Origin of the sequence: Rubellimicrobium roseum (genome assembly GCF_006152145.1) — a bacterium.
Classification (GTDB): domain Bacteria; phylum Pseudomonadota; class Alphaproteobacteria; order Rhodobacterales; family Rhodobacteraceae; genus Rubellimicrobium; species Rubellimicrobium roseum.
Window position 1 is genome coordinate 18,260 of the sequence record NZ_VDFV01000003.1, and the last position, 14,940, is coordinate 33,199.

Sequence of the window (14,940 nt, forward strand, 5' to 3'; positions counted from 1 at the left end):
GGGGGCGCTTATGCGCCCACCAGGGGGAAGTCTTCGATGAAGGTGATCGCGTTGGCAGTCACGTTGTCGCCGCGGACATAGATCGCGTCGTCGGCGCCCTCGGGGTCGTCGAGGTAGACGATCACGTTGCGGCCGGCCTGCCGGACCGAGGCCACCGACACGCCTTCACCCAGCGCGATGGCATCGACGCCCACCTCGTAGTCGAGGATCGTGTCGCGCTCGCGAAGGCCATCCAGCGCCTCGGCCCCGAACAGGAACACATCGGCTCCGGCATTGCCCCGTGCGGTGTCGAACTTGCCCGCCAGGGTGGCGATCAGGTCGGCGCCCGTGGTGCCTTCCAGCCGGTCGCGGCCATTCGTGCCCAGAATGAACTCGAACTCGGGCTCGTCGAGGACCGTATCCTCGCGGAAGGCGAGGTTCTGGATGCGCTCGTCGTCCACGCGTCCGGTGTCCGCCTCGGCATAGGCCGTCTCGTCGGTCGCGTGATTGGCCGCGAGGTACTCGGCGAAGGCGTCCTGCTCGGTGCCGTTGTCGGCGAAGGTCGCCACGCCGTCGCGGGTCCCGTCGGGCGAGCCGTTGCCGTCGAGGTCCACCAGATCCACCCGATCGGCCCCGCCCCCTTCGGGGAAGGGATAACCGTCGCCCCCATCCGCGAGGAAGCCGAGCGTGACGATCCGCACGCCGGCGCCTGCGTCGCCCACGATCTCGCTGTCACGCACCAGCACGTCGAGATCGTTGCCTTCGCCGTCGGTGATGGCGGCGTTGACGATGCGCGAGCCCGCCGGCTGCGTGGCGTCGAAGCTGAACTGGAGCCCCGAGATCTGGGGGAAAGCGCCGGCCGCGGCCGGCAGCCCGGACGCCGCATGCTCCAGAATGGCAACCAAGTCGGCACGGCTGATGGTGACGAGCGTGAGACTGTTGTTGAAGGCGAGCGCGGCGGCGATGTCCGCTTGGCTGATGCCGCCCTCAGGCTTCACGAGGTTCCCCGCGCTGTCGAGGATCGCGCCGTTGGGCTGGCGCACGAAGCTGTCGCCGCCCGCCGGCACCACCGTCTCGCCGATCGAGGCGCGGATGCCGCCCCCGTTCTTGATCGAGACCAACACCGTATCGTCGACCTGGCGCGCATAGGCAAGGTTGGCATCCGAGGTGAGGTTGCCTAGGTTGGTCTCTTGCGTCCTCACGCCGTCGGGGTCGGTCGCGGTCTCCACCCCCGAGCGGTTGCCGTTGAGGAACACGTCCGCGCGCCCGAAGACGTTACTCTGGGTCGCAACGATCTGCTCCTCGATGGCGTCCGCAATGGCCTGCACCTCGGGATCGACCAGCTCCTCGGCCCCGAGCCGCGCCACCCCTGCGGCGTCGGTGGCGTAGGCGCCCGAGACCTCCGGGTCGTAGCTGTCGGCGACGACCCGGCCCTCCTCGTCAAAGTCGACCACCAGACGGCCCACATACTTGTAGTTGCCGTCGGTGTTGACGACCGCCGTCACCCCGCCGTCGGCGTTGGTGAGGAACCGCGGATACTGGCCCTGCGCGCTGTCGCCGTCGATCAGCACGTCAGTCTCGTCCAGGAGCCGCGTGTTGGAGCCGCCCGCCACGATGACATCGACGTTCGACAGCCGCTCGGCCAACGCGAACTCGATGTCGATCTGCTGCATGTGCGCGAGGAGGATCACCTTGTTCATCGCCGGATTGGCGGCGAGGAGGACGTCGACCTCTTCCTGGATCACCGCGGCCAGCGCGTCGAGCTCGGCCGCCGTGGGCTGGGTGCCCGCCCAGGGCGGGAAAACTCCGACGCCGCCTGTGCTGGACAGTCGGGCCAGGGTCGGAGTGGTCGCTCCGACGACGCCGATCAGTTCGCCGCCTTCCTCGAGAACGGTCGAGGATGTAACCACGTTGCCGACCGGCGCTTGGCCCCCCTCGATCTCGAGAGGCGCGAGGTCCGGGTCGGTCGAGAAGTCGAGATTTGTGGACAGGTAGGGGAAGAGTGTGCCGCCAAAGTCCTGCCCGTCCAGGGTCGTGCCCGTCAGGGCGCCAAAGTCGCCTGGCGCCGCGCCGCTGATCAGGTCGGCCAGCGTGGCAGTGCCCTTGTCGAACTCGTGGTTGCCTAGGGCGATGGCCTCGAAGCCCAGCTCGTTCTGGATCTGGATGTCCGCGATGCCTCCCGATCCGAACACCGCCTGAGAGGCGTCGAAGAACACGCCGGGGATGAAGGCGTCGCCCGAGGACAGGCGGAGGGTGTTGTCCGCGATGCCGTCATCGCCGAGATCCTGCGCCTCAAGCGCGTTCAGCACCGCCGAGGCGTTCGGCGCATAGAGCACCGAGGACCCCGTACCCTCCTGGTCGGACAGGTGGAGCAACTCCAGCGTATAGGTCTCTGGCTCAGGCACATTCAGGCCGAGGTCGAGGCCCACGACGATCGGATCGTGGTCCGAGGCGCGATAGGGATCACTGGTGTAGAGCGACGGATCGCGTCCGAAGTCGAGGTTGTAGTCCAGCGCGTCGGCTTCGTCGGCGTTGGCGTTCCAGTAGGCGGCGCCCGTCACCTGCGCGGCAAGGCTCTCGTTGGCCAGCGCGTAGTCGAGAGTGCCCGTCAGGCCGTCGAAGACGTAGCTGGGGCTCTCGGGGTCGTAGACCTCGCCCAGGTCGGTGAAGTCGTCCGCGGTGCCCAGCGTATCGTCCGCGCCTTCGCGGATCGCGGTGATCGGGTCTTCCCTCCGATAGGAGTTTAGGTCGCCCAGGATCAGGACGTCCGTCTCGCCGGTGCCTGTCGGATCGGTCGCCAGCCAGTCGACCAGCGCCTCGGCCGCAGCCTCCCGCACGTTCGAGCTGGCGCCCTGCCCATCGCCGATATCCACGTCGCCATCGACGGCCGAGCCCTTGGACTTGAGGTGGTTGATGACCGCGGTGAAGCTTTCGCCGGTGGCAGTCTCGGTGAAGGTCTGCGCGATTGACGGTCGCTGGACCCCTTCGGTCTGGAAGCGCGGATCGACCGTCTCGTCGAGAAGGGCGAAGTCGCCCTGCAGCGACACCGTTTCCGTGTTGTAGAGGAAGCCCACCTTGATGGCGTCGCCTCCGAGCGTCCCGCCCGTGGCGCCCTCGATCGCACCGGCCTCGACATAGGAGTAGGTGCCGCCGGCCGCATTCAGGGCCTGTGTCAGGGCCATCAGCGACACCGAGCCCGCTGGATCGTTCTCGATCTCCGTGAGACCGATCACGTCGGCGTTCATCGCCTGGATGGCGGCGACCAGCTTGGCCTCTTGTCGCGCGAACTCTTCGGAGCTGTTCGCCCCGCGCGGGTTCTGCGTGCCGTCCGGCCCGGTGTCGCCTGTAATCGTAGTGAAGTAGTTCAGCACGTTGAAGGACGCGACGCGCAGGGTGCCGCCCAGTTCGGCCGGCGCCTCGGGGCGCGGATTGTTCTGGACGAGCGTGCCGTCGGTCGGCTGGTGGATGCGGTACTCCGGCTCCTCGCTGCCCGTGGGATCCGCAGAAAAGCCGATCACGCCCGTGAGGCCGGTGTAGCCGTCGCCCATGCGGAACACGTCGCCCGCCGACAGGATGCCATCGGCGCCGAGGAACGGCACTTGGATCGGGGACGGGTTCTGCGCGATGGACCCGTCATCGACCACGAGCGAGCGCGACGCCACCTCCTTCAGAAACTGCTGGTAGCCTTCGACGCTGGGCGCGTTGGTCTGGGTGTAGGTCTCGATCCGACCCTCGGAGGTCAGGCGGATGGTGCCGAAGCGGTCGAGCTGGAACAGCTCGCTCACCGTCAGCTCCTCCGGCACGGTGACGCGCATGCCCTCGTAGGCTTCGAGGTTGGCGACGTAGTCGCCGTCCGCGTCCTGCAGCACGGTCGCGGTGGGAAAGCTGATCGTCACCGCCTCGGGCAGGGGATTGCCGCTGGAGACGATGGTGGCCGCGTCAGCCAGGATCTCGGTCTCGCCCGCATCCTCGCGCACCCGGCCCTCGACGGTCACGAGGTCGCCGACCGCGACCGCCTGCGAGGAGGCGACGAATACGCCCTCGGAGGTGCTGGCCTGCGCGTCCGCATCCGCGTCCTCTTCCTGGACGTAGAAGCCGCCGAGCCCCGGCAGGAGTTGGGTGACGATGCCCTGGATACGCACGGCCTCCCCGTTCAGCGGGCTCGCATCGGCCGCGCCGGCGACGCCCACCAGCGTGCTGTCGGCGAGATCGGTCGAGCCCTGGACCTCGTGGATCCTGACGTCGCGGTAGACGACTTCGCCGCCAATGGCACCGCCAGCAGTTGGGGTGTTCACCCCCCGGTCGTTGTTGAAGTCAAGGAGGCGGAAGTCCGAGGCTTGATCGGTATCCACGCCATCGGCGACCCGGCCGACCCCTGCGGGCAGCAAGGTGCCGTCCGGCCCGACCACGGGCGCCCCGAAGGCAAAGGAGGCCGCTCCCTCGCCGTCCGACACGCCCACCGAGTCGAGCACGACCTCCGAGCCCGTGACTCTGGTGCCAGTGATCGTGGGAGTCTCGACCAGCGCGAGCGTGTAGCTGGAGTTCTCGACGAAGTTGGACGACAGCACCGCATTGGGCGTGACGCCATAGACGTTGCTCACGAGGCTGTTGCCCAGCAGGAAATAGCCGTTCTCGCCCACCACATGCTCAGCGGTCAAGTCGAAGCGCCTGTCAATCGAGCCGTTATCGGTGATGGCATCGCTTTCTACGACGATGAGGCTGAGGCCCGCGAGAGACTGGCCCGGGGTTCCCCGCAATTCGATGTACTCGGCATCGTCCCCGGTCGTGGAGCCCAGCACCTCGTTGATCACCAGGGCCGGTGCCGTAGCGATCGCCGCCGTGCCGATGATGGATGCTTCGCTTCCACCGGAGGAGCCTTCCTGCAGGCGGTCTGTTGCCTGGGTATCGCTGGCGACGGGAACTTCGCTGAAGGACGGCAGGCCACGCAGGAGTGGTCCGGCGGTGACGGGTCTGTTCATGCTGCACCTTTCTAGAGAGCAGGTTCTTGGTGCCAGTACTCTCGATTGTTGACAGTATCGCAACAAAGAGGCGTTCTGACGCCACGTCGCTCATCAAGTCATCCAGTGTGGCGGCTCGGAGATGCGTAGGGTTCGTGCCTCTGGATGGGGCAGGACAGCGCCGGGAGGTCGTCAGAGGTCCGGATGCAGATCACCTGACCCGCGACGAGGCTGACGCCTCGGGAGGCGTCATCGCCTCGCCGCGGGAGATCGATGTGAGCTTCCCCGTCGTCCGGTGGGCCGGGCCGCAGGCTGCGGGACGCGCCTGATCTTCCACCCGCCTGCTGCCTCATTGGACGGCCCTTGCGGTTCGGCTATCAAAATTGTCCGTGCATACCTGCAGCGTTGACCGCTGAGGAATCTGGTGCCTCCGCGGCCGGATCGACCGACCGACGCGCCATCATCGCCTGCGCTCTCCTGCGGATCGGCGCTGTTGCGTGTCCTGCGAACGGGCTCCAACGCACATGGCCAGATGGGTCATGAGTTCGGTCATCCGTCACGAGTTCGGGGCCAAAGGCGCGCTCCGTCGATGGAGGCAGATCCGCGCCCGCCGTCGATGTCGTGACCCGCGATCCGCATCCGGCCAACGCGACCGTCCCGAAACAGGTGGCGGTCGACCGCCGGACGGGCAGGGTGCCTCACCTGCGATGCCCACGAGCCTCATCTCAGGGTCCGGACGGACCTTCGGCCGACGCGGAGGCCGTCTGCTGCGCGGTCGGCGCGACCCTCCAGATCGTGTTCGACAGGTCGTCAGCCACGATCAGGGCGCCGCGCGGGTCCACCGTCACGCCCACAGGCCGTCCCCGCGTGTTGCCCTCGTCCAGAAGGAAGCCGGTCACCACGTCGATCGGATCGCCGGCGGGCTCGCCGTCGCGGAACGGAACGAAGACCACCTTGTAGCCGACCGGATCGCTGCGGTTCCAGCTGCCGTGCTCGCCGACGAAGACACCTTCGGCGAAGTCCTCACCCATGGCCTGGTTCGAGAAGGCGACGCCGAGTGCTGCCACATGCGCCCCCAGGGCATAGTCCGGCTCAAGGGCCGAGGCGACCATCTCGGGGTCCTGCGGTTGCGCGCGCGGGTCCACGTTCTGGCCCCAGTAGCTGTAGGGCCACCCATAGAAGCCGCCCTCTTGCACCGTGGTCAGGTAATCCGGGACGAGGTCGGGGCCGATCTCGTCCCGCTCGTTGACGACAGCCCAAAGGTCGCCCGTCCCGGGCTGGATGGCGAGGGCGGTGGGATTGCGCAAGCCGGTGGCAAAGGGCCTGTGAGCTCCGGTTGCCACGTCGATCTGCCAGATCATGGCCCGGTTTTCCTCGGCGTCGATGCCCCGTTCGGTGATGTTGCTGTTGGACCCGATGCCGACGTAGAGGAAGCGGCCGTCGGCGCTGGCGGTCATCGCCTTGGTCCAGTGATGGTTGATCTCCGACGGCAGCTCCGTGAGCGTGACAGGCTCCCCGCTCGCTTCGGTTTGCCCGTCCTCATAGGCGAAGCGGACCACCGCGTCCTGGTTGGCGACGTAGATCGCCCCGTCCACCAGCGCCAGGCCGTAAGGGGCGTTGAGTCCGTCCGCAAAGACCGTCTGGAGTTCGTAGGCGCCGTCGCCATCCGCGTCGCGCAGCAGCGTCAGCCGATCGCCTCCTTCGACCGGGCTCTTGCCCAGGCTCTTGATGAAGCCCGCGACGATGTCCTTGGGACGAAGCGCGGGCGCGCCCCCGCCGGACCCTTCCGCGACCAGAATGTCCCCGTTGGGCAGGACGAGCATCTGGCGCGGGATCATGAGGTCCGTGGCGATGGGCGTGACCGTGTATCCTTCGGGCACCGTGGGAAGATCGTCGCCCCACAGCGCCGGCCTCGGGACGGCCATGGACGGCAACAGGCCGCGGCTCGGCTCGGGCAGGGCCGGGTCGGAGCCGTAAAGCGAGGACTGAGCCATGGCGCCCGGGGGCAGGGCGGCCAGAAGCCCGGTCAGCAGGAGCGAGCGCATCATCCGATCTCCCTGACTCGGAGCCCGGAGTAGCCTATCCAGGCCGCCGCGAGCGCCAGCGCCGTTGCCGCCACCGACAGATAGAGGCCCTCGGGCATCGTGGCCCAGGCGTCCTTGGCGTGGACCAGCGCGTTGATGAAACCGACCACCCAGGTTGCGAGCAGCACGAGGGCATAGAGAACCGCGCGCCCGTTGCGGTGCGCGCGGCCGCGCAGAAGGTTGACCATCGCCCAGAGCAGCGCGAAGCCGCCGCCGAGCAGTCCACCGGCGTTGAGCCAGGCCGCGAAGTTGGCCCACTGGATCTCGAAGGTCCGCCAATAGGCGATGTCGCTGACCAGCGCGCTCAGGAACAAGGTGACCGGGAAGGCGAGAAGGATGGAGTGTAGGGGATGGAGCGGTCGCAGGGGACCTGGAGCGAAGGTTGCAACCACGGTGTCTCCTCTCAGGCTCGCATCCTGCCGCGCGCCCCTAGGTTCAGCGAGACGGTCGATGGGGGAATGCGCCCGTGGTCCAGAGGTTCCGCAAGCCGCCTGGATCTGCGGCCAAGCTCCCGCCAGCATCCGTTGTCCCAATGCCCGCGCCGGCTCTGGCAGGGACGGGAGGTCCGAGCGGACCTGACATCACGCGCTGGTGGGTCCTTTGCTGCCCGGATCCGAGAGGGACCGATACACCGACGACCTGGCGATCCCGAGCTGCCGGGCGATGGCGGAGGGGGAGAGCTTCTCCTCGTTGCGGAGCCGCCGCACCTCGGCAGGGTCGATTTTGGGCTTGCGTCCCTTGTAGACGCCCTTGGCCTTGGCCGCCGCGATCCCTTCCATCTGCCGCTCGCGCCGTAAGTTCGTCTCGAACTCGGCAAAGACTCCCAGCATGTCGAGGAAGGCCTTGCCCGCCGCCGTGGAGGTGTCGATGGGCTGCTCGGTCGCCCTGAGCGTGACCTCCTTCTGCTTCAGCTCATGGACGAGGTCCTGCAGGTCCCTGAGCGAGCGCGCCAGCCGGTCGATGCGGGTGACCACAAGGGTGTCGCCGGGCCTGAGGAATTGCAGGAGCAATTCGAGCTCGGCCCGGCCCTGCCGCGAGGTGCCGGTTCGCGTTTCCGAGCGCACGATCTGGCAGCCGGCCCGCCAGAGCTCCGCTTCCTGGAGCGAAGGGTCCTGATCGGACGAGGACACGCGGGCGTAACCGTAGAGGGCCATCACAAGGCTCATCCGTCCGACTGGGATCCAGACCCGAGTAGGCTAGCCTGCGACATGGCCGAGCGCCATCCCATCCGAACAACAGGTCTCGTCGTCGACCCGACAGTTGCGACGGAGGCTGCGGATCGCTCACAGACCCCGGCCCCCTTGATCGTCTCGATCCAGCGCGGGTCCTCAGTTGGTCGCGCCCGAATGGTTGATGAAGGGATAACCCATAAGCGCTTTTCGCATGACATGCGGAACAGCATCTGCGACGGCAGCAAGACCCAAGAAGCGCAAATCGGCACCGCGATCCGTTGCCTGCATGATCATGGGCGGCTGGCGAAGAGTGGGAGAGCGTCCGATCCAACCACGTCTCCCGGGCCGAGAACGCCCGATCGGCATCTCGGGCGAGGACGGCATGCCCGTGACACCCGAGGCTGGGGTCATCGACCCGTTCCCTCTCAGATGCACCCATAGCACCTGGGACGAGACCAGCCTGAACGAGCCTCTGAAGCGGCAGGCCGCGACCCAGGTCGTGCTGGCTGGGCAGCACACCTGTAACGGCTCACCATGCCTTCCGATGCGGTCTGTGTCCTCGACGGAGTCGACAACAAAGTGGCGCTGCACGACCTGCGGACGAACCAAGCGCCACGATCACGGCAACCGAAGTGGCCAGCAGCCGCAACAAGGCGGCCCGCTCAGGCCAGTTGGCACGAACTCTTGGTGGCAGCCTTGCCGATAGTCGGTCTTGGCAGGCCAAGCTCGCACGCCGACCCGCCCGCCCATCGTTCAAGTGACCCGATGCTGCCGATGCCTGGGCCCGAGATGGCGCCATTCGACAAGTAGAGGAACGACCAGCCGTCGCTCCTCCAGGCCTGGCGGTCCAACTTGAAGCCGCAAAGGCGCAGGCTGACGCTCAGTCGTCTTCCTTCTGCAGGGCTGCGTACTCCTCCTCGCTGAGGGAAGCGAAGCCCACCTCGGCCGCATCGAGATCCCGCTCCGATTCCTCGTCGGACACCTGCGCCTCCTCGCCCTGGTTCTCGACGATGCCGCGAATGATGCTTTCGGCCTCGATGTCCATGAGAGCCTCCCCGATCTCGTCCCGCAGATCGAGACCGGGCTCGGTGGTGTAGAGCGTCACGGTGTAGCGGCGGCGGAAGAGCGTGGTCATGGGATCTCCTTCGGGGTCGAGATGTGGTCAGCCATAACGGTCGTTCCGGTGGAACTAGCTGGACCATCCCCGGATGGAAGGACGATCTTCCGGGCGGCCGCCTGCTTTGTGAGATCCGGAGTCCGCCGTCGCAACCAGATCACTGGCTGGCCGCCAGAGCCGGGACGGAAGGGAACGTCACCGTCGGCAGGCCGCCCCCGGGTCAGACGCCCCCGCCTGTTCCGGGTGGTCGCTCGTCGTACCTGTCTGCCTGACATCGCCGGATCAGGTCTTGCAGCATGGCTTCCAGCTTCTCGGCGTTGCGGGGGCCGAGAATGCGCCGCAGGTCCTGGTCGAAGCGGATGGCCCGTTGGCCCAGCGTGGCGAACGTCTCGTGGCCCCGGTCGGTCAGGGTCAGGTTCTCGCTGCGCCGGTCCACGTCGTCGGTCCGCCGCGCGAGAAGGCCCCGCGCTTCCAGGGCCGCGACGGCGCGGCTCACCTTGGTCTTCTCCATGTGCGAGATGCGGCAGATCGTGGCGGCCGTCATGGCCCCGAACTTGCCCAGATTGGCGATGATGCGCCATTGGGTACGAGTCAGGTCATGTTCGGCGCGATAGATCGCCTGGAAGTCCCGGCTCGTCGCCTCGGCGGCCTGATTCAAGAGGTAGGGAAGGAAGGTCTCAAGGTCGAAGCTCCGCGGCTGGCCGCTCTCATCCTGCATCGTCGTCCTCGCGTCTCGTTCAGGGCTGGGCGCCATCTCGCGCGTCGATCACGCCGTGGGCGTCATACGGTCGGGGTGGGCGACGACGACGGGAGGCAACTCCGCCAGGCGGCTCCCGATGGCCGCGATCCGGGGATAATCGGCCAAGGCCACGCCCCAACGTTCCGCATGGTAGATCTGTGGGACAAGGCAGATGTCGGGCAAGGTGATGCGGTCGCCGTGGCAGAACCGCCCCGTGGAGCCGTCGGCCAGCATCGCCTCGAGCCCTTGCAGGCCCAAGGCAATGAAGTGGCGCATCCAGGCCTCCTGCGCAATGGCGCCCCGCGACGCCTGAACGGCGTGGTGGGCGACGCGAAGGTTGCACACGGGCTGGATCTCGGCCGCGACGGCCAGCGCCAGCGTCCGTACCCGTGCCCGGCCAGGAGCGTCGACCGGCAGGAAGCCCGCGTGCCGCGTCTCGTCCAGGTATTCGAGGATGGCGAGCGACTGAGTGAGCCGCAGCCCGTCGATCTCCAGCGTGGGCACGAGTCCCTGCGGGTTGCGCGCAAGGTTCTCGGGGCCGGTCTGCTCGCCCCGGGGCAGGTCCACAGCGCGGCGCTCGTAAGGCAGGCCCAGCAGGTTCAGGGCGATGCGCACCCGGTAGGCCGAGGACGAGCGCCAATAGTCGTGCAGGACGATGAGCGCGGAGGAGGGCATGTCGATCGCTCGTGAGAAGGTGGACCTCCGACCGACGCTAGGATTGACTAAGTTGCGGATGCAACGATCATCCAGCGCAACCGGCATGACGGAAGCGGGCCGTGTCTTGGAGGACCCCATGACGACTCACCGATTGCCCGAGGGCATGATCCGTGCGGCGGTCACGAGCGGCCCGCACGAGGGCTACATGCCCGGCTTCGGGAATGACTTCGAGACGGAGGCCCTGCCGGGTGCGCTGCCGCAGGGCATGAACAGCCCGCAGAAGTGCAACTACGGCCTTTACGGCGAGCAGCTCTCGGGCACGGCCTTCACGGCGCCCTCCCACCAGAACGAGCGGACCTGGTGCTACCGCATCCGGCCCTCCGTCAAGCACACGGGTCGGTTCCAGAGGATCGACGTGCCCCACTGGAAAAGCGCCCCCCACGTGCTGCCTGACATCGTCAGCCTCGGCCAGTACCGATGGGACCCGGTGCCCCATGCGGGCGAGCCGATGTCCTGGATCACGAGCATGCGCACCGTCACCACGGCCGGCGACGTGAACACCCAGACCGGCATGGCGAGCCACATCTACACCGTCACCGCCTCGATGGTGGACGAGTACTTCTTCTCGGCCGACGGCGAGCTTCTGGTCGTGCCGCAGGAGGGACGGCTGCGGTTCTGCACCGAGCTCGGGATCATCGATCTTGAGCCCAAAGAGATCGCCCTCCTGCCGCGCGGCCTCGTCTACCGCGTCGAGGTGCTGGACGGGCCGTGCCGCGGGTTCGTGTGCGAGAACTACGGGCAGAAGTTCCAGCTGCCGGGCCGCGGGCCCATCGGTGCCAACTGCATGGCCAACCGGCGCGACTTCAAGACGCCCGTGGCGGCCTTCGAGGACCGGGACGCGCTCTCCCGAGTGGTCATCAAGTGGTGCGGCCAGTTCCACGAGACGCGGATCGGGCACTCGCCGCTCGACGTGGTGGCCTGGCATGGCAACTACGCGCCCTGCAAGTACGACCTGCGCACCTACTGTCCCGTGGGCGCGGTGCTCTTCGACCACCCCGATCCGTCGATCTTCACGGTGCTCACCGCACCCTCGGGGCAGGAGGGGACCGCCAACATTGATTTCGTGCTGTTCCGCGAGCGCTGGATGGTGGCCGAGAACACCTTCCGCCCGCCCTGGTACCACAAGAACGTCATGAGCGAGTTGATGGGCAACATCCACGGCGTCTACGACGCCAAGCCCAAGGGCTTCGTCCCCGGCGGCATGTCCCTGCACAATTGCATGCTCCCCCACGGCCCCGACCGGACCGCCTTCGAGCGCGCATCGAACGCCGATCTCAAGCCCGAGAAGCTCGATGAGACCATGTCCTTCATGTTCGAGACCCGCTTTCCGCAGCATCTGACCGAGTGGGCAGCCAAGTCCGCGCCCTTGCAGGACGACTATCTCGACTGCTGGGACAGCCTTGAGAAGAAGTTCGACGGCACGCCGGGCGTGAAATGATGGTCAGTCGGGGGGCGGGGTCCGGGCTGGTCCTTTATCCCCGCTCGCCGCTCCAGCCCCGCCCCTGACCAGGCGGACCGTGGCTCCCCTTCCACCGTTCCGGACAGATCCTTGCCCCTTCTGCGCTCCTGGCTCGACGCCGCCAACGATCCCGCGGGCCCGTTCCCGCTCAACAACCTGCCCTATGGCGTGTTCTCCGCGCATGGGGGCACACCCCGCTGCGGCGTGGCGATCGGGGACATGATCCTCGACGCCACGGGGCTGGAGGCGGCGGGAGTTCTGCGTCTCCCTGGTGGCCCGCTCCTGGCCGAGCCCGCCTGGAATGCCATCATGGCGGCGGGATCGGATGTGTGGGACGCGCTGCGGGCGCGGCTCACTGCGCTTCTGGCCGAGGGCGCGCCCGAGCGGGCCTCGGTCGGGCCTCATCTGGTGCCCTTGGCCGGGGCGCAGCTCCACCTGCCGTTCCGCGTGGCGGAGTACACCGACTTCTACGCCGGGCGGCATCACGCGACCAACGTGGGCACCATGTTCCGCGGCCCCGAGAACGCCCTGCCGCCCAACTGGCTGCACCTCCCTATCGGCTACAACGGCCGCGCCTCGTCGGTGGTCGTCTCGGGAACGCCCGTGCGTCGGCCCTGGGGTCAGGTGAAGGGCCCGGATGACGCCGCGCCTCGCTTCGCGCCCTCGGCCCGCTTCGACATCGAGCTGGAACTTGGCGCCGTGGTGGGCACGCCCTCGCAAGCCGGCCAGCACGTCACGGTGGCCGAGGCCGACGCGATGATCTTCGGCTATGTGCTGCTCAACGACTGGTCGGCCCGTGACATCCAGGCCTGGGAGTACCAGCCGCTCGGCCCCTTCCAGTCCAAGGCCACCGCGACCACCATCTCGCCCTGGATCGTCACCAAGGCGGCGCTTGAGCCCTTCCGCACCTCCACGCCCGCGCGCGAGGTGCCGCTCCTACCCTACCTGGAGGAGCCTGGGCCCATGCTCTACGACATCGCGCTTGAGGTGGCCCTCATCCCCGAGGGCGGCGAGGAGACGGTCATCAGCCGCACCAACTATGCGGAGATGTACTACTCCACCGCCCAGCAGCTCGCGCACCACACCACCTCGGGCTGCGCGATGCGCACGGGCGACCTCCTCGGCTCAGGTACGATCTCGGGCCCGACCAAGGATAGCCGCGGCAGCCTGCTGGAACTGTCCTGGGGCGGCAAGGAACCGATCGCCATCGCAGGCGGCGCCCGACGCTTCATCGAAGACAACGACACCGTGACGCTCCGAGGTGAGGCCAGGGGCGACGGCTACACCATCGGCTTCGGCGACTGCACGGGACAGGTCATCCCGGCGTTGCCCCAGCCTTATGAAAGGTAAGGTCCCTTGAGGCTTGTGCCTTTCCAGGGAGCCACGACGCCCCCCACGCCAGCCCTGTCCGGCTTCAAGTCGCAAGGGGCAACCGGTCGAACTCCAGGCGCGGCGCGGCTCCGCCAACTCCCGGACCGTGAGGAAAAGCCTCGCCCGAGCGGGACCGGCTTCGACTTCACGACGCTTGTTGACCGGAACTCGTCCGACCCGCGGAACCCTCTCCCGTAATCCTCCGCCTCGACACAGAACGGAAGCGCCCGAAGCGAACCAGTTACCCGTAGGCGTGCGCGGGGCCACAGGTCAGGCGCAGCCGTGCACCAGCAGAGTGGTCGACGTGGACACACGCCTGGATGCGCAACGCCCGCCAGCCGAAGGCACCCGCTTGGGCAAGCCCACAACGACAATCTGGCCCATCTGTGCCTTCGCCATCCGACCGGCGGCGCTTGCCGACGAAAAGGTCCGGCGTGGCCGGCGCGGAAGCCAGAGCGGTTCAGTCCCGCTGCCGTTCGCCGTCCAGCACGGAGGCGAGGAGAGCGCCCACAGAGGTCGTCGAAGCATGTACGCGCCAGAACCTTGAATGTGCCGCCGCGGTCCTTGCGCCCGGCCCACCTCTAGAATGGGCCGAGCGTTGCGCTATTGACCCCACCTTCGCGACCGGACGCGCTGGCCAGGCACGACCACCGCCGGACCGCCTAAGCCGGCCAACCAGCCGCGCCGCACAGATTTGGCCGGCTCCATGTTGCCCGCTCGGACCGGTTTTCTTACCCGTGCGGGGGCGAGGCGCTTGCGCAGGGCGGGACCAGGATCTATCGATCAGGCATGTCGTGATCCGTCCCGCCGCTCCTGAGCATGATCTCGCCCGCCATTCCGGTGGGTGGGCATGTCATGGAGAGTGAGCCCAATGAAGCACGACAAGGTGTCCGACGAGCGTCGACGTGGAGAAACCCGCGAGCGCATCATCCGCGCGGCCGAGCAGGTCCTTGCCCGGGCCTATCGCTTCGCTTCCCGCCAGGAGATGATCGAAAGCCAGTTCCGCGTGCGCGAAAGCGTGGTGCGGGAGATGAGGCGCCGCCTGAGGTGAGCCCGGATCGGGACGGGGCGACCCGTCCCGATGGCGCGTGATCGTGACGCTTCCTCGGCCCGTACCGGGCGTCGTCGTCCCGTTCGCGCCGAGTCTCGGCAAAGGGACGGGCCACGCGGCGTGCACCGCCGGTCCACAAGTGCGGCGCGCAGGCTGGCACGCTCGCGCTTGGCACCAAGGGCCTGATCCGCGAGCGACTACGACGCGAGCGTCCCACCGTCGGTTTGCGCGGTCGACGGGATGGTTATCAGCGACAACCTTGACGACGGTCAGCGCGGGAACTGAGACAGCCA

10 protein-coding genes are annotated in these 14,940 nt (G+C 67.6%); 3 read left to right on the forward strand and 7 right to left on the reverse strand.

Annotated elements, in window-relative coordinates; translation table 11 throughout:
• Positions 1–8 precede the first annotated feature (8 nt).
• The 7 genes from FHG71_RS23935 to maiA form a co-directional block, all read right to left on the reverse strand.
• Positions 9–4,958: an ExeM/NucH family extracellular endonuclease gene (locus FHG71_RS23935; protein ID WP_218014033.1), complete on the reverse strand. Its 4,950-nt coding sequence runs from the start codon at positions 4,956–4,958 to the stop codon at positions 9–11.
• Between the two features lie 704 nt (positions 4,959–5,662).
• A complete protein-coding gene (locus FHG71_RS04140; RefSeq protein WP_139080365.1) occupies positions 5,663–6,985 on the reverse strand; it encodes a PQQ-dependent sugar dehydrogenase in 1,323 nt (440 codons plus the stop codon).
• Positions 6,982–7,413 (reverse strand): DUF2231 domain-containing protein, encoded by a 432-nt coding sequence (locus FHG71_RS04145; protein ID WP_139080366.1) that lies wholly within the window; start codon positions 7,411–7,413, stop codon positions 6,982–6,984. The genes FHG71_RS04140 and FHG71_RS04145 overlap by 4 nt, the downstream gene beginning before the upstream one ends.
• Positions 7,414–7,602: 189 nt before the next feature.
• The gene (locus tag FHG71_RS04150) at positions 7,603–8,175 is read right to left on the reverse strand and encodes a recombinase family protein (RefSeq protein ID WP_139080367.1); all 573 of its coding nucleotides are present in this window, start codon (positions 8,173–8,175) and stop codon (positions 7,603–7,605) included.
• A gap of 898 nt (positions 8,176–9,073) precedes the next feature.
• On the reverse strand, positions 9,074–9,328 hold the full coding sequence (locus FHG71_RS04155; RefSeq protein ID WP_139080368.1) for a hypothetical protein: 255 nt from the start codon (positions 9,326–9,328) through the stop codon (positions 9,074–9,076).
• Positions 9,329–9,530: 202 nt separating this feature from the next.
• Positions 9,531–10,028: a MarR family winged helix-turn-helix transcriptional regulator gene (locus FHG71_RS04160; RefSeq protein WP_139080369.1), complete on the reverse strand. Its 498-nt coding sequence runs from the start codon at positions 10,026–10,028 to the stop codon at positions 9,531–9,533.
• Positions 10,029–10,076: 48 nt separating this feature from the next.
• Complete coding sequence (maiA, locus tag FHG71_RS04165; RefSeq protein WP_139080370.1) at positions 10,077–10,724, reverse strand: maleylacetoacetate isomerase; 648 nt, start codon at positions 10,722–10,724, stop codon at positions 10,077–10,079.
• A gap of 118 nt (positions 10,725–10,842) precedes the next feature.
• Here maiA and hmgA point away from each other — a divergent pair, with 118 nt between their 5' ends.
• The 3 genes from hmgA (at position 10,843) to FHG71_RS04180 (ending at position 14,647) form a co-directional block, all read left to right on the forward strand.
• Entirely contained in the window at positions 10,843–12,204 is a 1,362-nt protein-coding gene (gene hmgA / locus FHG71_RS04170; protein WP_139080371.1) for a homogentisate 1,2-dioxygenase, read from the forward strand.
• A gap of 111 nt (positions 12,205–12,315) precedes the next feature.
• Positions 12,316–13,575 (forward strand): fumarylacetoacetase, encoded by a 1,260-nt coding sequence (fahA, locus tag FHG71_RS04175; protein WP_139080372.1) that lies wholly within the window; start codon positions 12,316–12,318, stop codon positions 13,573–13,575.
• A gap of 892 nt (positions 13,576–14,467) precedes the next feature.
• Positions 14,468–14,647, forward strand: a complete 180-nt coding sequence (locus tag FHG71_RS04180) for a hypothetical protein (RefSeq protein WP_139080373.1) — start codon at positions 14,468–14,470, stop codon at positions 14,645–14,647.
• The last annotated feature ends 293 nt before the right edge of the window (positions 14,648–14,940 follow it).

Coding starts and splice junctions, on each gene's coding strand:
- FHG71_RS23935 (WP_218014033.1), bottom strand. CDS start 4,958: ATGAACAGACCCGTCACCGCCGGACCACTCCTGCGTGGCCTGCCGTCC.
- FHG71_RS04140 (WP_139080365.1), bottom strand. CDS start 6,985: ATGATGCGCTCGCTCCTGCTGACCGGGCTTCTGGCCGCCCTGCCCCCG.
- FHG71_RS04150 (WP_139080367.1), bottom strand. CDS start 8,175: ATGGCCCTCTACGGTTACGCCCGCGTGTCCTCGTCCGATCAGGACCCT.
- FHG71_RS04155 (WP_139080368.1), bottom strand. CDS start 9,328: ATGACCACGCTCTTCCGCCGCCGCTACACCGTGACGCTCTACACCACC.
- FHG71_RS04160 (WP_139080369.1), bottom strand. CDS start 10,028: ATGCAGGATGAGAGCGGCCAGCCGCGGAGCTTCGACCTTGAGACCTTC.
- maiA (WP_139080370.1), bottom strand. CDS start 10,724: ATGCCCTCCTCCGCGCTCATCGTCCTGCACGACTATTGGCGCTCGTCC.
- hmgA (WP_139080371.1), top strand. CDS start 10,843: ATGACGACTCACCGATTGCCCGAGGGCATGATCCGTGCGGCGGTCACG.
- FHG71_RS04180 (WP_139080373.1), top strand. CDS start 14,468: ATGAAGCACGACAAGGTGTCCGACGAGCGTCGACGTGGAGAAACCCGC.